This is a genomic window from Fervidobacterium gondwanense DSM 13020, assembly GCF_900143265.1.
GTDB lineage: Bacteria > Thermotogota > Thermotogae > Thermotogales > Fervidobacteriaceae > Fervidobacterium > Fervidobacterium gondwanense.
In genome coordinates this window covers 45,216-67,774 of sequence record NZ_FRDJ01000003.1, presented here as the reverse complement: position 1 = coordinate 67,774, position 22,559 = coordinate 45,216, and the positions used below count along the sequence as shown (strand labels likewise).

The following is a 22,559-nucleotide window of genomic DNA, read 5'->3' as shown; positions in this document are numbered from 1 at the left end:
AATTATACAACAAAAATTTCCCTTGAGAGTGTTGTCAAAATCTCGCAGCCATTTTCTCTAACGACAACGTCTTCTTCAATTCTTATACCAAATTCCCCTTCCAAATAGATTCCTGGTTCAACTGTTACTATCTGTCCATCTATAAGTGGTTTATCCCATCTATAGCTAAGTCCTGGGTTTTCATGTACTTCCAATCCGAGCCCGTGTCCAAGCCCATGCCCGAAGTATTCTCCGTAACCACATTCAGAAATATGATTCCTTGCGATGCTGTCAACTTCTTTACCCGTGATCCCTGCTTTAATCGACTCAAGTGCTTTTTGTTGCGCATCGTAAACTATCTTATATACTTCCTTAACTCTATCGTTTGGTTCTCCAATGCAGAAGACTCTTGTCAAATCACTGTTATATCCCCTATATCTTGCTCCCCAATCAACTACGATTGGTTCACCTTTAGCAATTTCTTTTTCAGATGCCTTACCATGTGGCAATGCTCCTCTGTAACCAGATGCTATTATCGTATCAAAAGCTACATCATCTGCCCCTAAGAGCTTAATTTGATACTCCATGTAGGCAGCAAGCTCTTTCTCCTTCATGCCAGCCTTAGCAATTTCAAGCATCTTCTTAAATGCTTCTTGGGCAATTTCAACGGCCGACTTTACAAGCTTTACCTCTTCTTCTGTCTTTATTGACCTAATTTCCAATAAAAGGCTCGAAATATCTTCGAATTCGCAGTTTGGAAGCTTTTCCTTCAGTGATTCAAAATGAGTTACTGAGATTCTATCCTTCTCTATAGCTAATTTCCTTAGTTCCATGTTGGATACCAGTTCACAAACAGTATCAAGAAAACTCTTCGGTGGGATGTATTTTACCAATTCAAATGTACTCTCTTGCTTCACTTGGGTCCAATATCTTGAATCGGTAACTATGATATGCCTCTTGGGTGTAATTAGAAGCGCAGAAAAGCTCCCCGTGAATCCTGATAGATATCTTGTTGTTACAGCATTGGAACTTTCGACATTAAGAATCAATATAGCATCTATGTCCTTTTCAAAAACCCTTTCCTTCACAACCTGAAGACTATAGCTCATGACATATTCCCCCTCTAAGATAAATTTATGTTGAACATCTGAATTGCAGAAATAAGAGGCATCCTGGCGTGCTCGGCGGGACTTGAACCCGCAATCTTCGGATCCGGAGTCCGACGCTCTATCCAATTGAGCTACGAGCACATCAACCATCTACTCGTATTTTACATCAACAAGTAGAACATCGGAGCTAAATTCTAAATTAGATAATAGTTGTCTACAATCCTTATTAATTATAACCAAGTCTGGCTTTTTTTCAAGTGTTTTGATTTTATCGTTTAAGTCTTTCCAGACTCTATACACAAAACTTCCCGTTTCGAAGTGCGTGTAAGCTATGTATGGGTCTTTTGAGTAAACCAACGCATTTTCAAAAGTAATTCTATCATTAAAAGGCACTTCTATAAACAACACTGTTTGGCAACTTATTTCTTCTTCCAATTCTAATCTTGAGAGCTTAAATTCTATCGAATTTGAAGGATTATTCAAGTATTCTAAGAGCAGCTGCTCGGCACTAAATCTGTCATCATCGGTCTTACTGAATGTTTTTGCCATTTTTGTAGTCATCCGTTCGTCGATAAAGAAAACGCTCTTACCCATCTTTTTCAATTTTAAAGCAAATTTTATTGCCTCAAACGTCTGCGTTGAATAATTCCCGCTCATCGAAAGTGGCAATCCTACGGCTATTTTTTCGAAGCGTTTTGTCTTTTCGATTATCTCAGATGTCCTCACAGTTCCGCTTTCTGATACAAAAAGCGTGCCGATCGCATAACCACATTTACTTTTGCCAAAATCTATAGCTAATACGCTCATATTTTTACAACCCTTCTAAGATCAATTCCGAATCGTAAAGGTATCTCTCATCAATCAACTTGTACATTTCCTTGACCGTTAATGATTCAATTTGGAGAGTATATTTTTCGAAATAATTGAGTTCGATATGTCTTTCCCGCACTCTTAAGATCTTATCCGGATTAAAATCAACAGCAGATACGATGTCGTTTTTGAATCCTCCCAAATCTTTATAGGAACTCTTGATTACACCCTTTGGAATGTTGTGATTGCTAACGAACAACTCAAACTCTTCTGTTTTCATAGGCAGATACACATTCAATTCTTCTATTGCACTTTTCAACTCCTCTTTTGATGGGAACAACTTTTTCAAAGTCTCATATTTCCTCGAAACATCCTGAGAAGAGTAATTGAGCTGCAAAAGTACGTTTGCATCTCCGCTTACCGAGTCGATTATTTCGCTAAATGTGTATGGGAAATCAAAGAGTCTTACCTCAGCTCTTCCAAATAGCGAAGGCAGAACGTCGTTATTTGTGGATGAAACAAGTCTTTTTACCTTTTTCCTTTTCACCAAACTTGAAATTATAAGTCTTTGGAACGGTGCAAGCTGAGATGAATAAAACACCGTGTCGCGCGCAGGAACTTTTTTAATGTAATTGTTGAAAAACGTCTCAACGGAACTGTGAGAGGAAAAGAGGTAAACTAAGAACGACGCCGTATTGTTTAAAGCTTTGGGTTGGTTACGTTTATCTTCTATTGAGAAGTCTACCTTCCCTTCAACCTCATATTCTGGAAGATTCGTATCGAACGTGTAAAGAGTTATGAAGAATGCCTCAGAGCCAAATTTTCTCAATATTCTATCGTATAAATTTTCATCAAAGTGTTTTAAAAATTGAATCTCATTCAAGACTACATAATCGAACTCACTCGGATTAACAAGGAAATCAGCATACACTGCATTTGTTACTACGTGACGTCCCGCTACTCTGTTGACTGAATTGGCGAGTACTAACCCCTGAATGTTGTGGCGCTGTAAACTTTCATAGATATGCATGGCTTCCGTACTTGAGGGGTTAATGATGAGAGTTCTGCCTTTTTTCATTAAACCAAACAAAAAAGCATTTCTGTAAGGAAGTCTGAATCTTAATAGAACAGGACGTTTTAATTCGGCAAGTTCAGAAACTTTCGGAAGCCTCTGGTAAATATCATCTTCAACTCTTTGATGATCGTAATCTTCTTCCTTCTGATTTCTCCAGTTTGACAAGAACGAGTGAAGGAATGTTCTATCCGTGTAGTCATCGTCACTTACATGGTACATCTTTAAATCCAAAACATTTAGCTGAGCACCATTCTCGCTAAGTCTTATGTTAGCAACAACATCCATCTTTAAGAACTGTGGCTGTACTCCGTAAAAATCATTTGAAGGGATTTTTAAACCAAACCCAACACCCTCTATGGATTTTGCATTACCTCTAAGAGTAATTCTTGCATTATATCCGGATTCACCAAAAACTTTAAACCTCTCCACGCTACTGCCTTGAATGAGAAAAACTGGTTCCGGATTTCCGTGTCCATAAGGTTCAAGCAATTCAATAGCCTTGATTATTTCATCATTTATCTCATCTACGGATATCTTCTCGTCAACAAGCACGATTGGTTCAACGCGAACATCATCCTCACTTATGTTATTCCTAATTGCTTCCAATAATTTTGGGATATTTTCTTCCTTCAAACTGAAACCAAGCGCCATCGTGTGACCGCCAAAGTCTTCAAATATGTCCCTGAACTTTTCTAAAAGCTCTATTATGTTTACACCTTGAACGCTCCGCGCAGAACCACGCGCCATTCCATCCTCGATCGAGATAACCATAACAGGTTTATTATATAAATGCACAAGCCGCGTCGCTACTATTCCTATTACTCCCAGATGCCAACCGTACCCATACGCCACAATTATCGGCAGCGAATTTAATCTATTCTCTTCTATCATCTGAACAGCTTCGTTGTATATCTTCGCTTCTATGCTTTGTCTTGTTGTATTGTAACCCAACAACAACTCTGCAAGTTCTGCTGCACTTGCTTCATCTTTTGTGATTATCAATTTAAAAGCATCGTCCGGAGAATCAAGTCGTCCGGCAGCATTTAATTTAGGAGCAATCCTATAACCGATGTCACGCGAATTTATGGCAGAGATACCAAGTTTCTGAACAAGTCTTATGATCCCGAGCTTCTCCGTAGTGTTTAATCTCTTCAAGCCCTCTTTAACAATGTACCGATTTTCATCTACAAGTTCTACCATATCTGCAACTGTTCCTAACGCAACTAAATCAAGGAGATTGTCAACGACAGAGTGGTGTACATTGAGCCTCTCAGCAAGAGCTGATACAAGCTTATAGGCAACCCCAACGCCCGCGAATTCTTTGAATGGGTATGTTTCGTCTTGCCTTTTCGGATTAACAATCGCATCAGCCTTTGGAAGGATTTCCTTAGGTTGGTGGTGATCCGTAACAACAACTTTCATGCCAAGTTCTTTCGCCTTTTCTATTGCCTCAAAAGCTGTAATACCGCAGTCTACTGTTAGCAGAACGTCCACGCCTTTTTCAAAACTCTCCTGCACAAACTGTGTTTGTATTCCATATCCGTCATCAACACGTTTTGGAATGTAATACTCAACATCCCATCCGTTCTCTGAAAGGAACGTATAAAGGACCGCTGTTCCGGTTATTCCATCAACATCGTAATCACCATGGACAACAACCTTTTCCCCATTGTCCCTTGCTTTGAGGAGTATTTCCACGGCTTTCTCCATATCCTTAAACAGAAAGGGAGATCTTAAAACATTTCTTGCCGGATACAAGAAATTCCTTGCTTCTTCAACGGTCTTTACATTTCGCAAAACCAAGAGTCTTGCAACTAAACGACTAACATCCAGCTCCTTTGCCAGCTGGTCCACCAAATACTCATCAACTTCTCTTAATTCCCATCTCATCAGCCCCTCAACCTTTCTTATCAAATTTTCTAATTCTAATATGTATTTTACCACAAAAACGCGAATTTGGCTCATGTAACAGTGTTAAATTTTCAAAAAACTTAATAATTTTAGTTCGCTTTCCGAATCGTCTATGGTATAATTTTTATAGCTATACCAAAGCTCAGGGGGTGTAAATATGAAAAAACTGATTAAGAACGGAACAATAGTAAGCGTAACAAATGGTACTTTCGTTGGGGATATTTTGATCGAAAACGGTAAGATATCTCAAGTTGCCAAGCATTTGGAATGCGAAGATGCGGAGATTATTGATGCCACAGGTAAGTACGTCCTTCCTGGCTTTATCGATGCTCACTCTCATATCGGCCTTTACGAAGAAGCTGTAGGATCCATGCAAGATGGAAACGAAATGACGGATCCAGTAACTCCAGATGTACGAGCAATAGATGCTTTCAATCCATACGATATTGCAATCAAACATGCTTTAAATGGTGGATTTACTACGGTCATGATTGTCCCTGGAAGTGCAAATGTAATTGGTGGACAAGGAGCTATTTTGAAATTCAAATCAAATATAGTTGATTACTGTATACTTAAAGCTCCAGCCGGCTTAAAGATGGCAACTGGAGAAAATCCAAAACGTGTCTACGGCGAGATGAAAAAGATGCCATCCACAAGGCTTGGAATAGCCGCAGTTATGAGAAATTACTTTATGAAAGTGCAAGATTACATGGAAAAGAAAAGACGAGCTATTGAAAAAGACGGCGTATTCCTTGATAGAGATCCAAAAATGGAAGTTGGAGAGCTTGTTTTGAAAGGTGAAATACCTGCTCGAATTCATGCTCATCGCGCTCAAGACATCGCAACTGCCGTTAGAATAGCAAAAGAATTCAATTTCAAGCTCGTTATCGAACATGGAACAGAGGCCTACAAGATCGCAGATTACCTTGCAGAAAACAATGTTCCAGTCGTAGTCGGACCATTTGGCTTTAGAACGAAGATTGAGACTAAAGACCTAACATACGACAACGTTAGAATATTGAACGAGAAAGGTGTACTAACAGCGATAATGGTAGATCATCCAGTTCATCATTTGGAATTCGCTAACATGCATGCGGCACTCGCGATGAAGTACGGTGCAAAGAAAGAAGATATTTTGAAGATGCTCACAATAAATCCCGCAAAAATACTTGGAATAGACGACAAGGTCGGTTCGATAGAACCTGGAAAAGACGCTGATGTTGTTATCTGGAGTGATGATCCGTTCCTGCCACACGCGAGAGTGGAAAAAACATTCATAGAAGGTAATGAAACACACTGGTGGGGTGAAAACGAGTGAGCACGGCTAAAGTATTCATAACCTATGCAATACTTGAAAAAGGCATAAACCTTCTGAAAGAAAAGTTTTATGTTGATGTCTATGACGGAGAAGACTTCTTGACCAAATCCGAGCTGATACGAAGATCCAAGGATGCTGATGCTATTGTCACACAGCTGAGAGACCCAGTCGATAATGAATTCATCGAATCACTTCAAAAGGCAAAAATCATCGCTAACTACGCTGTTGGATACAACAACATAGACGTTCAAGCTGCTACGCAGAAAGGTATTTTCGTCACCAACACTCCTGGAGTTCTTACTGAAGCGACTGCAGACATTGCATTCGCGCTATTGCTCACTGTTGCAAGAAGGATAGTCGAATCTGATAAGTTTGTAAGGGAAGGAAAATTCACTGGCTGGAAGCCAAAACTATTTCTCGGATACGACCTTTTCGGAAAGACCCTCGGTATTATAGGAATGGGAAGAATTGGTCAGGCAGTTGCACGAAGAGCTCTCGGATTCGGAATGAATGTAGTATATTATAACAGACGTCGATTGCCAGTGGATATAGAAGAAAAGTACAATGCCCGATATGTTGATTTAGATACTTTAATTGCCATCTCAGATTACATATCTATCCACACACCATTTACAAAGGAAACATATCACTTAATCAGCGAAGAGCGAATAAAAAGAATGAAGCCAAATGCAATTATAATTAACACTGCCCGGGGTCCCGTTATCGACGAGGTTGCGCTATACCAAGCTCTAAAAAACGGAAAAATAGCTGGTGCCGGTTTCGATGTGTACGAGAACGAACCATTGCTAACACCTGGTCTTGAGAAGCTTGACAACGTTGTTTTGTTACCTCACATCGGTTCTGCGACATATGAAACAAGAGACAAAATGTCTGAAATGGTGGCGATAAACGTAATTGAAGCTTTAGAAGGTCGAATTCCTCCAAACCTTGTTCCTGAGCAAGCGGCAATTTATTCGAGAAGATAGAAAGACAAAACCTCCGGTTCAAACCGGAGGTTTATTATTTTAGGGATACTTATTGTTTAACTGCCTTCGCCATCTCAATCGCTAATTTTCTCAGCTTTTCAAAATCTTCCTCTTTCGGTGAGAAGTTGACTTCCACTGGTTCGCCAACAAGTTTCCATTTGTGTTTTTCGATATATTCGAGAATACCTTTCACTCCTCCACCACTCCAGCCATACGTTCCAAAGACGCCAAAAACTCTGTTCGGCAAGCCTTTATGAGCCAAGTTTATCACCAAATTTTCCATCGGTGGGAATATCCAGTTGTTATACGTACAAGTACCGAGGATTATGCCCTTGAACCTCCAAATTTCGTTGATTATAAAGCTTTCATGCGTTGTAGATGTGTTCATCACACGGATATTCTTTACACCCTCTTCGGCAAGCACCCTTGCAATATAGTCAGCCATCTTTTCTGTGTTACCGTACATCGTTCCGTACGCAATAACTACACCCTCTTCATACTCGTACTTGCTCCACCTATCGTATGCACTGACTATATGTTGCGGATTTGTTCTCCAAACCGGACCGTGTGTTGAGCATATAACTTTAACTTCGATTGAATTCAACTTTTGGAGAGCTTTTTGTACCATAGGGCCGAACTTTCCAACGATGTTCGAATAGTACCTTCTAATTTCATTTTCGAAGTACTTGACATCGACCTCGTCATCGAATATTCCACCATCAAGCGAACCAAAACCACCGAAAGCATCACCCGCAAAGAGAATCTTATCTTTGGTGTCATAGGTCATCATCGTCTCGGGCCAGTGGACCATCGGGGTCATGTAGAACTTGAGCGTTCTGCTGCCAAGATTGATTTCGTCGCCTTCTTTTACTTCATAGAAATTTGCTTCAAGATGGTACATAGCTTTTATAAATTCAAAAGTCTTCTTGTTCCCAACAATCTTAACATCTGGAAACTCGTGAACTATTGAAGCTATGGCTCCAGAGTGATCAGGTTCCATGTGATTGATGATAAGATAATCCAGAGCCTTGCCATTTAAAATCTGCCTAATCTTTTCAATATACTCCTTCATCTTGTTAACCTTAACCGTGTCAATGAGTGCTGTTTTCTCATCAACAACCAGGTAGGAGTTATAAGAAACCCCCTTTGTTAGTGGCCAGATATTCTCGAAAAGGTGAGTATCCCTATCATTCACTCCGACATAATAAACACCGTCTACAATCTTTGCAACAATCTCCATCATAACACCTCCATTGTTAGAATTTTCACTACTATTTTATCATATGAACGTCTTTATATCAAGTACAAAGTTATATATAATACGATATGTTATACTTGCTTTGCCTTCATTTTTCTTTTGTGTTCGTACATGAGCTTATCCGCTTCTCGAAGGAGTTCATCAATGTTCACTTCTTGAGAAATATCAATCTCCCTTATTCCATACGCAACCGACACAATATCGCTTATCTTAGATACTTCTCTCTGAATCCTTTCAGCAACTTTCACAGCATCTTCCTCATTTGAACCTACCAATAACAAAAGAAATTCGTCACCACCGAATCGAAATGCATAGTCCACGTTGTAACGAGTTGAAGAAAGCAGTATCTTGCCGAACTCAATTAGAAGCTTATCACCTTCACTATGTCCCTTCGTATCGTTAACAATCTTAAAGTTGTTGATGTCCATGTATATTATTGTGAGCTCTTGATTGAACCTTCGAGTTCTCGATATTTCTTTTTCGATTATTTCGTTGAAAACTCGCCTGTTGTACAATCCGGTGAGAGCATCTTTTGTGGCGAGTTCTGATAACCTTTTATTCAATTCTTCTAACTCAAGCGTTTTTTTCATTAGCTCTCGCTGAGTATTCGTAAGTTCGTTGTTAAGCTTTGAAATTTCTTCAATAAGTTCGAGATATATTTTGTTCTGTTTTTCTGCGTATTCTTTTATTATTCTCCTAAATTGGTTTATCTGCTCATTATTAATGGTGCTCAAATCTTCGTATAATTTCTTTAGTTCTGCTACTATCCGTGTCAATATAATAAGATATATACACTCGTTCTTGAGCATTTTTCCAGAAACGAGAAATTCAATTATTTTGTCATCAACCTTGAAATTCATGTCCCAGTTCACTTGAACTTCGCTTTCCTTGAGATCAACGAGAAAAGCTAAGAATTTTGTTCTGCTTCCATCATCCAGCACATTAAGAACAGTATCTGCTTTAGAACCTGCAAACACCTTAAAATCATCGGTTAATACGTCGATTATTCTCCCATTTTCATCTATGCAAACTATTGTTTTCTCCAATCCAGACATGTATGTTTACCTCCAAACAATTACTGCTCGATGATTCTTTTTAGTTCTTCAACATTTGTTGTAGAGTAATCCGCACCGACTTTTGCATATAGTTCCGGATCGAGTGTGAAGGGCCTTCCTCCGACAATTATTTTCAAACCCTTAAGCCTATCGTCTGCTCTAAGAACTTCTATAGTCTTTCGCAAACTTTCGAGATTTATACTCAAAGTAACTGAGAGCAAGATAGCTTCGGCTTTTTTGAAATAAGCATAATCTGCAACTCCCTGTGCTGGAGTACTTGCACCTAAAAAGTGGGTGTTGTACCCATCCATTTCAAGAAGATCACAGACCATTCGAATACCTATTTCGTGCAACTCACCGCTTGCGCAAGCTCCTACAATTGTATGACCATTTTTCAAATGAGTGAATATATATGGATACAGCTGCGTCATTATCATCTGTGTTGCAGCAGTGAAGAAATGTTCTTGGGCAACATTGATCTTCCCTGTTTGCCACAAAAGACCAATATCATAGAGCGATTCTCTGAAAATGTAAGTGTAAATTTCCTTAACACCAACTCCCTTACTTATTAGCTCATCTATAAGCTTACTCGCGCTCCTTCTATCACCTTGAAGTAATAGTTTTTTGTATTGCTCCTTGTAATCTTGAAGTGGGTTTGAGTTTTGAATAACTTTCTCTTCATTCTTGTAAAATTCTATCGAATCGTTTAGAAACTTTCTCGCAACCTTAGCAATACCCTCTCCAAATGTATCGTTAATAACAGACAAAATGTAGTTCAAACTTATAACATAACTTTCAAAAGATATTCCCAAACTCTTGAACAATTCGAAGACCCATTTTGTGTAGTCTTCGAATAGAGGTTTTGAATCTAAGTTTATCGCTTGAATGAGAAAGGATGTGTGATAGTACACATCCTTTCTACATAACTCAACCTTTTCGTCGTTTAGATTTTCAAAGAGATGCTTTTCATTTTTGTAAAGTTCTTCAAACGCCCGTTTCGACATTTCGAATGCACTATTAAGGTCTAACTTCACACTTTCCATATTATCAGCCTCCATGGACTATCTCCAACTTGCCTTTGATAGTATTTTACCACTTTTTACTTTGAAAAGAGTAACCAATTTTAACACATTTATTTTCTACAGCAAACAAGAAAACAGTTTTCTAAACCTGTGGTTATTGTTTGATCAAAGTATCTTCCACGTAGTTAAAGAGAACGGTAATACATGATGCCGCACCTATCAAGTCACTCCTACTAAGTATCCCATCGATAGTTCTGTACCACTGAATGCTCTAAACTTAATGCTCCAAACCCAGAGAGTGAAAAATGTACTGAAAAAAATCAGCAGGGGCATTCGCCCCTGCTTTTCTAATCTTTCAACACCTTTATTAACTTATCCTTTTCAACAACACAACACTTTCCACATGGTAAGTCTGCGGGAACATATCGAAAGGCTGAACAGAGAGTATTTCATACTTCTCTTTCAGCATAGCAAGGTCTCTTGCAAGTGTTGATGGGTCACAGGAAATGTACACTATCTTTTCTGGACTTATCCTAAGTATCTCTTCGCACACCTTTTTGCCTGCACCGCCTCTTGGCGGATCGAGGACTACAACATCTGCCTTGCCTTCGAAAGAGGATATGAACTCCTCTACATCCGCCTCCTCAAACTTTACATTCCTCAGGTTGTTTATATTCCCATTTGCCCTGCCTGCTTTTACAGAAATGTGAGAACTTTCGACGGCTGTAACGTATTTTGAAAGCATCGCAAGTCGCATTGTAAATGTTCCAACACCAGCGTATAAGTCTAACACATGCTCGTTTCCGTTTAGTTCAAGGCTTTTCGTCACGTATTCAATCATCTTTGAAGCAACATGATAGTTGTTTTGGAAAAACGCTGTTGGCGGAATTTGAAACTTTTCGTAATCCATTTCGACTTCGAGTACGCCAGAACCGTAGAGCGTCTTGTACGGTCCGCGCAAAACAACGTTGTCAGAAGAATTCATAACATGGATTATCGAATTAATCTGAGGAACTCTTTTAAGTAATTCTGAGCGTATGATTTTGCCTTCTTCAAACTTTTCCGTTTTCGTGACAAATATCGCCATTGTTTGATTGTTTGAATGAGAGTATCTCATAACTAAGTGTTTAAGTGTGCCCGTTCTCGACCTCGGATTGTATATCTTCGCTTTGCTGATTTCAACTATCTCAGCTACATTCTCCAATGCTTTATTAAAAGATGCGGGCGAAATCGGACATTCATCGATATCTACAACCTTGTTGCTGTTTCTCATTTTAAGCCCAAGTTCAACCTTTCCTGCATAGTAGAATGCAAACTCCATCTTGTTTCTGTATCCGAATTCAAGGTCACTGCCGATAGCACTTTTTACTTCAACTTCAATCTTTCCAATTCTTCTCAGTTGGTCTTTCACTATCTGCGACTTCAACTCGAGCTGTTTTTCATATACTACGTCCATCATGTGACAACCGCCACATGTACCAAAATACTTGCATTTTGCAGGTCTTCTAATCGGTGATCTTTCAAGAATATTCTCAGCTCTTCCAAACGCCACATCACTCTTTTCTTGCATTATTTCAACTTCTACGAGGTCCCCAGGATACACGCCTTCGACAAGAACGAGCTTACCTCCCGGCAATTTACCAAGTCCGTAGCCACCGTACGCATATCGTTCTATATATACCGTTTGTAAATTCTCTCTGCTTGTCTCCATAGCACTCTCCTCCCTGTGCTCTTTCCAAATTTCGGCACAATTTTACCATAACATGTCACTTCGTGTCGAATTTCTGGATAATGCCAAAATAAATCGCCGCAAGAAGTGTTACAGGAACGACTAAGCTTAAGGAGAGTACTATGTTATTTCCAAAAATGGAATTATACCCAGTCGCTATAAAATCACCTATAGACCACGCAAATCCCATTGCAACAGATGAAGCAAGGGCTTTCCTATTAGGTAGTATTTTTTGAGCCTGAACAACGTTCGCAGACATAAGAAGAAATCCGCAGAAATCAAAGAGGACAAAAGAAGCAAAAATAGAAGGTAAATTTTTTGATGACAATAGCAAGAAGATAGACAAACCCATGCCAATGAAGGCAACAAGGTCTTGTTTTTTCGCACCTATTCTCTCCATCAATATAACACCAATGTAGTTAGCAACAACACCAGCAATCATTCCAGAAGTTATAAGTGCACCTGAGACTGTCAAATCATATCCTCGAACGTTCGTAACAAAAAGAGGGGTGTATGCATGTACAACCGACATTGCAAAACTTCTGACACTAACAACAAACAAAATTGGTAATAGAACGAGTGCCTCTTTTAGTTGAAATTTGTTTCTTTGTACAGTCCGCTCTGGCAGATTAACTCTAAGTAGTAGTATCGCAAGTACAATCGCCGGTAAAGATACTATCCATAAAGCACTTAAGTTGAACCTACTGACATAAAGAGAAACGAAGACAGGACCAAATGCGGCACCGAGCGTACCGGAGATGGAGAAGAAAGCGACAACTCTTCCACTTTTCTCACCAGCCATCGCTGCACCAAGCGGGTGAAACGCAGAGTTCGCTATCCTGATTATAAATATGGACATCACAAGCATCCAAAAGTTCGTCGAAAAACCTATCAATGCTATGCCAATAGCTTCCATTATGTACATCGTAAAAAGCAAACTCTTAGTTTGCTTAATTCTATCAAATAGAAATCCAAAAAATATCTGAAGCAAACTTGCCATGGCTGCTGAAAGTGCTAAAAAAGAGGTGAATAACCTCACCTCAATTCCGAATTTCTGAATCAAGAATGGTCCAAGTGGATTGAAAAACGAAACAAAGAAATCCAATAAGAAGTGCGAAAAAATAGACATTATGCTCATCATTGAACCCAATTTCAGCATCTCCCTTTGTCCGATAATTGTTAGTAACGCGAACATGTTTCTTGGTAATATTTTAGCATATGGACTATATTCTCACAATAGTTATTTTGTGATAAAATAAGTTAAAGTAATCGGGTTATTTTCCTGAAACGGTTAAGGAGGTGGCATAATGCCAAGTCTGCATAAGTTACTCACCGGAGAATGGGTGGATCCAATCACGCGTTTGCCGAATAAAGAATTTGCACAAATGGTATTGCAGGAACTTAAGGAAAACAATGAACTCTTTTATGTTATGCACTTGAAACTTGATTTTCAAGTTTCCAATAACGATATCTGGAATTTTGTTATGTCAAGGGTGTCTTCAGTTATTAAGCATAGCGTGCGAATCCCAAAGGATTTTGTCTGCAAATTGGATAACAACGATTTCTGTATAGTTCTTCACGGTATTCAGGACGCTGAAGTTAAGAAGATTGCAGACAGAATAAGAGACTCTCTACACTATTTACTTCTAACTTACGGCCCAGAAAAGATAAAAATCGATTGTCAAATAGAAATTACAACTGTTGGAGGTGCACAGGATGGAGATAGGAACACGTTATGAACCACAGAATATCGAGATGAAGTGGTACAAGCAATGGTTCGAAAAGAAATATTTCACTCCAAAAGGAGCAGGACCAAAGTACAGTATAGTAATCCCACCGCCAAATATAACTGGAAGAATCCATATGGGACACGCACTCAATATAACTATTCAAGATATACTTAGCAGGTACAAGAGAATGCAGGGTTTTGACGTGCTCTGGCTTCCAGGCGAAGACCACGCAGGTATAGCCACACAAACAGCCGTTGAGAAATACATTGCAACACAAGGTAAGAGCAGAAGGGATTATTCGCGGGAAGAATTCCTCGAAATCGTGTGGGACTGGGCAAATAAGTACAGAAATGAGATTAAAAAGCAGATAATGTCAATCGGTGCTTCTGTTGACTGGACAAGAGAAAGATTCACGTTAGACGAAGGATTATCAAAAGCTGTCAGAAAGGTCTTTGTTGATTTGTACAAGAAAGGGTTAATATACAAAGGCAAATACATAGTGAACTGGTGTCACAGGTGCGGTACGGTGCTTTCGGATGAAGAAGTTGACTATCACGAAGAAGAAGGCGCGCTTTACCACGTCAAGTATCCAATAAAAGGTGAAGATGATTACTTGGTCATAGCCACAACAAGACCAGAAACGATGCTTGGCGATACAGCTGTGGCTGTTCATCCATCAGACGAGAGGTATAAAAAATACATCGGAAAGACCGCAATTCTACCGATCGTTGGCAGAGAACTGCCTATTATCGCGGACAATTACGTTGATCCATCGTTCGGTACCGGTGCTTTGAAGGTCACACCTGCCCACGACCCAAACGACTATCTGATAGGTCAAAGACACAACTTGCCATTTGTTGACATATTCGATGAACACATTGTCATAAACGAAAATGGTGGAAAATTCAAAGGAATGAAAGCAGAGGAAGCACGAAAAGCGGTTGTTGAAGAACTCGAAGCGTTGGGTTATCTTGTGAAAATCGAAAAACTCAAACATTCGGTTGGCAGATGTTACAGATGCGACACAGTTGTCGAACCAAGGCTTATGGATCAGTGGTTCGTGAGCATGAAACCGCTCGCAAAGAGAGCTATCGAAGCGGTTGAAAATGGAGAAGTGAAATTCGTTCCTGAAAGGTGGAAAAAGGTATATCTCAATTGGATGTACGAAATAAGGGACTGGTGTATAAGCAGACAACTATGGTGGGGACACAGGATTCCTGTCTGGAAGTGTGAAGAGTGCGGCCACTACAACGTCTCAGAAGAAGAGGTAAGAGCGTGTGAAAAATGCGGTAGTGCGCATCTTGTTCAGGATGAAGACGTCCTCGATACTTGGTTCAGCTCAGCGCTTTGGCCATTCAGCACTATGGGTTGGCCCGAGAAGACACCTGATCTTGGAAGATACTATCCAACAGATGTCTTGGTAACCGGATTTGACATAATCTTCTTCTGGGTTGCCAGGATGATCATGATGGGATATGAATTCATGGATGACAAGCCGTTTAGCGAAGTGTATATCCACCAACTCGTAAGAGACAAATTTGGTAGGAAGATGAGCAAGTCTCTTGGCAATGGCATTGATCCACTGGAAGTCATAGACGAATACGGGGCAGACCCGATGAGATTCACCCTTGCTATCTTAGCTGCTCAGGGAAGAGATTTGAAACTTGACGTTAGGTTTTTCGACACTTACAAGAAGTTCGCTAATAAGATATGGAACGCAACAAGGTTTGTACTCATGAACCTTGAAGACTTCGAAAAACAGCCGATCGAAGCGAGCCAACTCAAACTTGTCGATAAATGGATTCTTTCAAGATTGCAGAAGGTTATTCAGAAAGTCACAGAAGCTCTTGATAACTACGACTTCAACATAGCTGCGAGCGAAATCTACAACTTCTTCTGGGATGAACTCTGTGATTGGTATATCGAAGCAGTGAAGAGCAGACTTAAGACAGAGGAGAGAAAGACCGTCCAAAACGTACTTGTCTATGTGCTCGATATGAGCTTGAGACTCTTGCATCCATTCATGCCGTTCTTGACAGAAGAACTTTGGACCAAGTTGCCAACTACTACGGAATCGTTGGTCATCGCTGAATGGCCTAAGGTATTTGGTGAGTACATCGACGAAGAATCCGAGAAGAGATTTGAACAGATAATGGAAATTATAAGAGGCGTGAGAAACGTTAGAGCGGAAGTCAACGTTCCTCAGTCTACAAAGGTTAAGACATATGCTAAGGGTAACCTGTCCCAAGAAGAGCAAGAATACATAAAATTCCTTGGAAATGTTGAAGATATTGAATTCGTTCAGGGAAGGCCGCAGATGTGTGCTACCGCGTACGTCTCTCCAAACCTTGAGACCTATGTATCGCTTGGCACACTGATAGATGTCAAAGCTGAGGTTGCAAGGTTGAAGAAAAAGGTCGAAAAACTGAGAACAGACCTTGAGAAATTCGCCAAGAAACTTGAAGACGAAAACTTCTTGAAAAACGCACCAGAAGACATTGTCGAGGAAACAAGGGAAAAACAGAAGATGTTTAACGAGCAAATTTCTAAAATCGAGCAGATAATTCACGACTTGGAGGAAAACAGATGAGCAACTCTGGACTTTTTATAGACACCTTAAAATACTTGTATTTTACTCGTCCATACAACACGATGAAGTTAGGTCTTTTTAGAATAGAAGGTTTGCTTTCCAGAATGGGTAATCCCCATTCTGGAATTAAATTCTTCCACGTAACAGGCTCAAACGGGAAAGGTAGCGTGACAACGTTCCTCGAGTACTTGACTTATCACCACGGCCATAGCGTTACTGGTTTTTATTCACCTCACCTGTCAACTATACTTGAGAGATTTCATTACAACACATCGAACATCGGAGAAGATGAGTTTGTTGAAGCAGCAAATGAAGTAAGAAAACATGCTGAGGAAATGGACAGACTTGGCGAAGAGTTTTCTCCAAGCTTTTTTGAATACATGACAGCTATGTACTTTTACATAACGAAGATGAAAAATGTCGAGTACGGAAGTGTGGAAGTCGGACTCGGTGGCAGGTTCGATTCAACAAATGTGCTAACACCGGAAGTATCGGTCATATGCACTATCTCTCTCGAGCATACGAACGTCTTGGGAAACACAGTGGAAGAGATAGCATTTGAGAAGGCAGGAATTGTTAAGGAAGGAAAACCTGTCGTTTTAGGTATGATGCCAGAAGGAGCATTAAATGTTATAAAGCAGGTAGCAAAGGAAAAGAATTCTAAAGTCTACGAGTTCGGTAAGGATTTTGTTGTAGAGCCTGTAAAATATTCTTTTAATGAAAATGTGTATAATTACTATGGTGAGAATACAATAAAGAACATACCTGTCAAGCTGAACGGAACTCACCAGCTTTACAACGTTGGTATAGCACTAAAATCGTTCGAACTGGCACACAAACTTGATGAAGAAGCTGTAAAAAGTGCATTTGAACGTGCTTTTATTCCCGGCAGATTTGAAATAGTAAACGGAGTTGTACTTGATGGTTCACACAATCCACAAGCTGCTGAAAAGTTTGCTGAAAACATAGAACTTTACTTTCCAAATAAAAGCAGGGCAGGGGTATTCGGTATAGTTGATGACAAGGATAAAGAGAATGTACTCAGAGCGATAGGTCCGAAATTCGACACACTGATAATAACAAGACCACCGTCAAAACGTGCACAGAAATTCCAAGAGACTTACGAAATCGCCAAGAAATACTGTAAGGATGTCATTCTTGAACCCGAACCGTTAATCGCAGTCGATAAGCTTAGAGAACTCAAACATGAAGCCAAGTTCGTCACTGGTTCGTTCTATCTTGTCGGATATGTTAGAGATTACTTAGTAAATGGAAGAATAAACGAAGAACTGAATCTGGGAGGTGCTTAAGAGTTGAGTGAAAAAAGCGTAAAAGAATCTTTCGATTTGACCGAAATCTTAAAAAAATTAATGAATGTACTCGAAAAGAAGGAAGCGATAGATCCAGTTATACTGAACATGTCGAAGACAAGGCTGCTCACTGATTATTTTGTTGTTTGTACCGCAAACAGTAATATACACATGAAGAGCTTAAGAGACGAGGTTGTCGATTTCTTCAATGATATTGGAAAAGATATCATATATTACGATCGCGGTGAAGGATACGACTGGATGTTGATCGATGCAGGTGAAATAGTTGTTCACATATTTACAAAAAGCGCAAGAGAATTCTATGATCTGGAACACCTTTGGTTAGATGCGGAGAGGGTTGTGCTTTAATGGTAATAAAGAACGTTCTTGTTCTAATAAACGGGAAACTTGAAAGATTGGACATTCGTATTTTAAACGGTTACATAAACTCGCTTGGCGAGACAATCATTTCACAAGACAGGGAAGAAACTATAGATTTTTCAGGAAAGATAATCACGCCTGGCTTTGTAAACACTCATACCCACGTTGGTATGTCCGTTCTCAGGGGTTATGCCGAGGATATCCCTTTCAACACCTGGCTTTTTGAAAGAATCCTGCCTGCTGAAGAACGCTTGACACCTGAAGCAATATACTACGGTTCAATAGTGTCCATGATGGAAATGGCATCTCATGGTGTTGTTGCTTTTTGCGATATGTATTTTCACGAGGAAATGGTCGCACAGGCGGTTGCAGATTTTGGCATGAAAGCTGTTATTACAAGAGGACTCGTAGATAGCAATGGCGATGACAACGGCAGGTTAGACGAGAATATTAAGCTGTATGAAAAATGGCATGGGTATGATGACAGAATCTATGTTGGTCTTGGTCCTCACGCACCATACAGCTGCTCGAGAGAATATCTTCTGAGAATATTAGATGTTGCAAAATCAAACGACATGCTGGTAACGATGCACTTTTTTGAGAACGCTTGGGAGTACGAAAGATATTCACCAGAAGAGATTATAAACCTTGGGTTTGATAAAATTCACTTCATACCGGTACATTGTACCCAACTGAGGGATGAGCACTTAGAAATTCTAAAAAATTCATACCCTTCCATCAATACCGTCAGTAACATGAAATTGGGAAACGGTATTCCGCCGATTGTGGAAATGTTGAAGAAAGGTATAAAAATAACAATAGGAACTGACGGTCCCGCGAGTAATAATTCGCAAAACGTTCTTTTTGATTTAAGAACAACGGTACTCTCTCAAAAGGTGAAATCTCCTGAAAATTTCAACATATATGAAGCGTTCAATTCTATTACAAAGAACGGTTACGAGGCTCTAAGACTCTCGGGTGGTGAAATAGCCGTCGACATGCCAGCTGACCTTGTCATTTTCGATAGCAACCATATCCAGCTGCAACCTAAACATAAATTCTTAGAGAATTTAGTTCATTCATTTACAGACAGCGTTTACGCAACGATGGTGAATGGAAAATTCGTCTATATAGATGGTAAATATCCAACAATAGATGCTGAGGAGGTGCTTTCAAGATTTTCGATTTTCTCGAAGAAGGTTACAGGTATAGAAAGCTGAGCATTGAACTGAAGAAGAAATATGGTGAAAAGGTTCAAAGGCTACCAATTAACGCAGGTTTTACGTGTCCAAATAGGACTTACGGAAGGCCCGGATGTTTATTTTGTGACGAAACGGGAAGCGGTTTTACAACTTTCGGGGGGTTTAGTATAAAAGAACAACTCGAAAAAATGAAAGAACGTTACAAGAAGAAGGGCATCAAAAAGTTCATAGCTTATTTTCAGAATTATACCAATACCTACGCACCAATCGATGTTCTGAGAAAAACATATATTCAGGCAATTGATGAAGACATAGTCCAGCTTGATATAGCAACAAGGCCTGATTGTATAGACGAAAACGTGCTGAATCTGGTGGATGAAATAAAGAGAGAATACAATATCGAGATATCTTTCGACATTGGTTTGCAAAGTGCCAATTACCATACGTTGCTGAAAATAAACCGAGGCCACACGTTAGCCGAATACATATATGCCGTCAATTTGATTAAGAAATACAATTTTGAAGTTGTTTCTCACGTGATACTCAATTTACCTGGTGACAACATCGTAGACGTTATAGAGAGTGCAAAACTTTTAAGTGCGCTTAGAGTCGATGGAGTGAAGATACATTCATTGTACATCGTTGAAGGTTCAATCTTTGGTGAAATGTATAAAACCGGGAAACTGGAAGTCGGAACATTGGATAGCTATGTTGAAAGATGCGTCACATTCTTAGAAAATCTATCACCCAAGATTACCATTCACAGACTAGTTGCTGATCCTCCGCATTCGGGAACGTTATTCGGAAATTGGGGTAAGACAAAGACAGAAATAGTAAACCTAATAGAGAACACACTCAAAACGAAAGACACTTACCAAGGAAAGAGAACCAAAATTTCGTAACCTTATATGAATAACTAAAAAAGCCGCTGGTTTCCCAGCGGCTTTTAATTTCATTACTGATTATTGTTGTTTGTAAACTGTGTAGAAGTCCATACCGGGTCTCATTGGGTTGTCAAACCAACCTTTGACCCATGTTCTCTGGACGCGTACTCCAACTGGTTGATAAACTGGTACGCTTATACAGTTGTCAACAACGAACTTTTGAATTTGTGCGTACAACTTGCCTCTGACTGCTGGATCAGTTTCTGCTGCGGCTTCCTCGATAAGTTCATCAAGGCTCTTTCCGCCAAGTTCTTTTCTTGGGGTGCTTACGAATTTTCTGAAGTTCTCACCTTGTCTTGATGAGTAGTCACCGTTGCTGTGGTAGTATGTAAAGATGAAGTTATCTGGGTCTGGGAAGTCAGCAAGCCATCCGAGTATAAACACTGGCAGTTCGCCGCGTTTCGTTGCATCCAAGAATGTTGGCCACTGGAGTGGTTGGACATCGATCTTGACTTTTCCAGGTGCTGCCATTTCCATATACATCTTAACCATTTCAGCGACTCTTTGTCTTGCTGTGTTTCCTTGGTTATAAGCAACGCTGAACTTAATTCCTTTTGTCCATGCTTGACCATTCCATGCTTTCTTAAGGTAGTCTTGGACTGATTTAACGTTGAACTTGTAAAGTGGCAGTGATGGATCAAATCCAAGGAGTCCTTCTGGCAATGCTGTTGGTATTCTCTTACCAAAACCTTTGAGAACGTCTCTGATAAGAGCATCGTAGTTAATTGCCGATGCCACTGCTTTTCTCGCGTTCACATCGTTGAAGAAATCAACCGGTATTCCGTTTCCGTCAAGTTTTCCACTGCCTATGTATTTGCTTGATGGGTTGACTGACCAGTTGAATGCAAGAACCGTAACAGACATTGTTGGAATGTTTTCGATAATTTGTATGTTCTTATTACCTCTCAACTGGTCAAGGTATTCGAGAACGACTGCTATGGAATCTGCGTCGCCTTTCTCAAGCATTGCTTTTCTTGTTGACCATTCATCGATACCCCAAATTATAACTTTCTTTATCTTCGCTGGTTCTCTCCAGTAGTTTTCATTTGCAACGAGTGTAATTTTCTGTTGTTTTCTGTCCCATTCGACGAATTTGTATGGACCTGTACCCATTGCCGTTCCGTAAAGTGGTGATTCTTCTTTTTCCATATCTTTGTACTTCCACCATGTTTCTGCTTTTCCATCCCAGAGTCCAAGTTTTATACAGTACTCTTTGTCAAGTATCGCTGCCCAGTGGGCACTTTGTGCAATGATGTTCATGAATGGTGCGTATGCTCTCTTGAGTTTAATCACAACATTGTCACCTTGAACTTCGATTGCTGGATCAACAACTTGTTTGTAGAAATCGATGAGTTTCTGCTTGTACTCGGGCTTCGGCTCACCGCTCTTGTCATAAATCTCATCAACTGGTTTTCCTACAAACTCTTCAAGAGCTTCATCTCTTGAATGTGTTCCGAAAATCGCGTACCAGAGCACCCACATTGGACCGCCTTCTGGGTCGTAAAGAAGTCCGCGTTCGAATGAGTATTCAACATCTTCTGGTGTAAGCGGGTTACCGTTGTGGAACTTTACTCCTTTTCTGATTGGGAAAACGTATGTCTTCCCACCGTCTTTAATGAGTCCGTTTTTCACAGATGGAACTTCTGTTGCAAGTCTCGGTTCGAACTCGCTAACGCTTCTGCCTTTGTAAGCAATAAGGTTTTCATAAACGTTGTAAAGAACTTCACCGCTGGCTGTGTCGTAAGCAAGGTGTGGGTCGAGTGTGTCAGGTTCGCCAATGGTTGCTTCGACGTAAACCGTAGGATCAAAAGCCGCAAGAGCAAGGACTGCCACAAAAAGACTGACAAGAAGTACTAACCACTTTTTCACAAAAATCCCCCCTTCAAAAGGATGTGATGGTTTGCATTAATAAGTGCTCAGGTACAGATATATTATAACACACTTTACGGAAAAGTTGCAAATGTTTTTTGAACTTTAATTATTACTCCTTAGATGAAAATATTTCGGAATACTTATCATTTTCTGTCTCTAACTATTCATTTTCAACGATAGTAACCATATTAAATGCATGAATGGTTTTCGTTTATAAAAAAGTGTTGACACACAAAATTATATTTGGTATAATTTTATTTGTAAACTGATTTTATACA

General features: G+C 39.8%; 17 protein-coding genes and 1 tRNA gene. 8 read left to right on the top strand and 10 right to left on the bottom strand.

All coding sequences use genetic code 11. The features are described from left to right. Positions 1-2: 2 nt before the first annotated feature. From BUA11_RS03580 to recJ, 4 genes are all read right to left on the bottom strand, one after another. Positions 3-1,088 carry a M24 family metallopeptidase gene (locus BUA11_RS03580; protein ID WP_072758460.1) on the bottom strand — a complete coding sequence of 362 codons (1,086 nt, stop codon included), beginning with the start codon at positions 1,086-1,088 and terminating at the stop codon, positions 3-5. 64 nt (positions 1,089-1,152) lie between these two features. After that, positions 1,153-1,229 (bottom strand) — tRNA-Arg (locus BUA11_RS03575). A gap of 9 nt (positions 1,230-1,238) precedes the next feature. Next, complete coding sequence (locus tag BUA11_RS03570) at positions 1,239-1,895, bottom strand: RuvX/YqgF family protein (RefSeq protein WP_072758459.1); 657 nt, start codon at positions 1,893-1,895, stop codon at positions 1,239-1,241. A gap of 4 nt (positions 1,896-1,899) precedes the next feature. Beyond that, on the bottom strand, positions 1,900-4,863 hold the full coding sequence (gene recJ, locus BUA11_RS03565) for a single-stranded-DNA-specific exonuclease RecJ (protein WP_072758457.1): 2,964 nt from the start codon (positions 4,861-4,863) through the stop codon (positions 1,900-1,902). Between the two features lie 178 nt (positions 4,864-5,041). On the opposite strand from recJ, the gene BUA11_RS03560 reads away from it, so the two are divergent. Further along, on the top strand, positions 5,042-6,202 hold the full coding sequence (locus BUA11_RS03560) for an amidohydrolase (protein WP_072758455.1): 1,161 nt from the start codon (positions 5,042-5,044) through the stop codon (positions 6,200-6,202). Continuing rightward, a complete protein-coding gene (locus BUA11_RS03555) occupies positions 6,199-7,188 on the top strand; it encodes a 2-hydroxyacid dehydrogenase (RefSeq protein ID WP_072758453.1) in 990 nt (329 codons plus the stop codon). Before BUA11_RS03560 ends, BUA11_RS03555 begins: the two co-directional genes overlap by 4 nt. 49 nt (positions 7,189-7,237) lie before the next feature. On the opposite strand, the gene BUA11_RS03550 is transcribed toward BUA11_RS03555, so the two are convergent. The 5 genes from BUA11_RS03550 to BUA11_RS03530 form a co-directional block, all read right to left on the bottom strand. Beyond that, positions 7,238-8,428, bottom strand: coding sequence for an FprA family A-type flavoprotein (locus BUA11_RS03550; RefSeq protein WP_072758451.1), 1,191 nt, complete (start codon positions 8,426-8,428; stop codon positions 7,238-7,240). 89 nt (positions 8,429-8,517) lie between these two features. Next, positions 8,518-9,501 (bottom strand): GGDEF domain-containing protein, encoded by a 984-nt coding sequence (locus tag BUA11_RS03545; RefSeq protein WP_072758449.1) that lies wholly within the window; start codon positions 9,499-9,501, stop codon positions 8,518-8,520. Between the two features lie 20 nt (positions 9,502-9,521). Next, complete coding sequence (locus tag BUA11_RS03540; protein ID WP_072758447.1) at positions 9,522-10,544, bottom strand: cobalamin B12-binding domain-containing protein; 1,023 nt, start codon at positions 10,542-10,544, stop codon at positions 9,522-9,524. Positions 10,545-10,890: 346 nt separating this feature from the next. After that, positions 10,891-12,234: a 23S rRNA (uracil(1939)-C(5))-methyltransferase RlmD gene (gene rlmD / locus BUA11_RS03535; RefSeq protein ID WP_072758445.1), complete on the bottom strand. Its 1,344-nt coding sequence runs from the start codon at positions 12,232-12,234 to the stop codon at positions 10,891-10,893. Between the two features lie 55 nt (positions 12,235-12,289). After that, positions 12,290-13,393 (bottom strand): MFS transporter, encoded by a 1,104-nt coding sequence (locus tag BUA11_RS03530; protein ID WP_245789512.1) that lies wholly within the window; start codon positions 13,391-13,393, stop codon positions 12,290-12,292. Positions 13,394-13,559: 166 nt separating this feature from the next. On the opposite strand from BUA11_RS03530, the gene BUA11_RS03525 reads away from it, so the two are divergent. Genes BUA11_RS03525 through mnmL form a run of 6 tightly spaced genes read left to right on the top strand, consistent with a single transcriptional unit; the run spans position 13,560 to position 20,367 of the window. After that, complete coding sequence (locus BUA11_RS03525) at positions 13,560-13,991, top strand: diguanylate cyclase domain-containing protein (protein WP_072758443.1); 432 nt, start codon at positions 13,560-13,562, stop codon at positions 13,989-13,991. Then, entirely contained in the window at positions 13,969-16,572 is a 2,604-nt protein-coding gene (locus tag BUA11_RS03520) for a valine--tRNA ligase (protein ID WP_072758441.1), read from the top strand. Before BUA11_RS03525 ends, BUA11_RS03520 begins: the two co-directional genes overlap by 23 nt. Continuing rightward, complete coding sequence (locus BUA11_RS03515) at positions 16,569-17,882, top strand: bifunctional folylpolyglutamate synthase/dihydrofolate synthase (protein ID WP_072758439.1); 1,314 nt, start codon at positions 16,569-16,571, stop codon at positions 17,880-17,882. The genes BUA11_RS03520 and BUA11_RS03515 overlap by 4 nt, the downstream gene beginning before the upstream one ends. Positions 17,883-17,942: 60 nt before the next feature. Beyond that, complete coding sequence (rsfS, locus tag BUA11_RS03510) at positions 17,943-18,251, top strand: ribosome silencing factor (RefSeq protein ID WP_084634357.1); 309 nt, start codon at positions 17,943-17,945, stop codon at positions 18,249-18,251. Further along, complete coding sequence (locus BUA11_RS03505; RefSeq protein WP_072758437.1) at positions 18,251-19,483, top strand: amidohydrolase; 1,233 nt, start codon at positions 18,251-18,253, stop codon at positions 19,481-19,483. Before rsfS ends, BUA11_RS03505 begins: the two co-directional genes overlap by 1 nt. Next, a complete protein-coding gene (gene mnmL, locus BUA11_RS03500; RefSeq protein WP_072758435.1) occupies positions 19,441-20,367 on the top strand; it encodes a tRNA modification radical SAM protein MnmL/YtqA in 927 nt (308 codons plus the stop codon). The genes BUA11_RS03505 and mnmL overlap by 43 nt, the downstream gene beginning before the upstream one ends. A gap of 60 nt (positions 20,368-20,427) precedes the next feature. Here mnmL and BUA11_RS03495 read toward each other — a convergent pair whose 3' ends face one another. Further along, the gene (locus BUA11_RS03495; protein ID WP_072758433.1) at positions 20,428-22,278 is read right to left on the bottom strand and encodes an ABC transporter substrate-binding protein; all 1,851 of its coding nucleotides are present in this window, start codon (positions 22,276-22,278) and stop codon (positions 20,428-20,430) included. Positions 22,279-22,559: the final 281 nt, after the last annotated feature.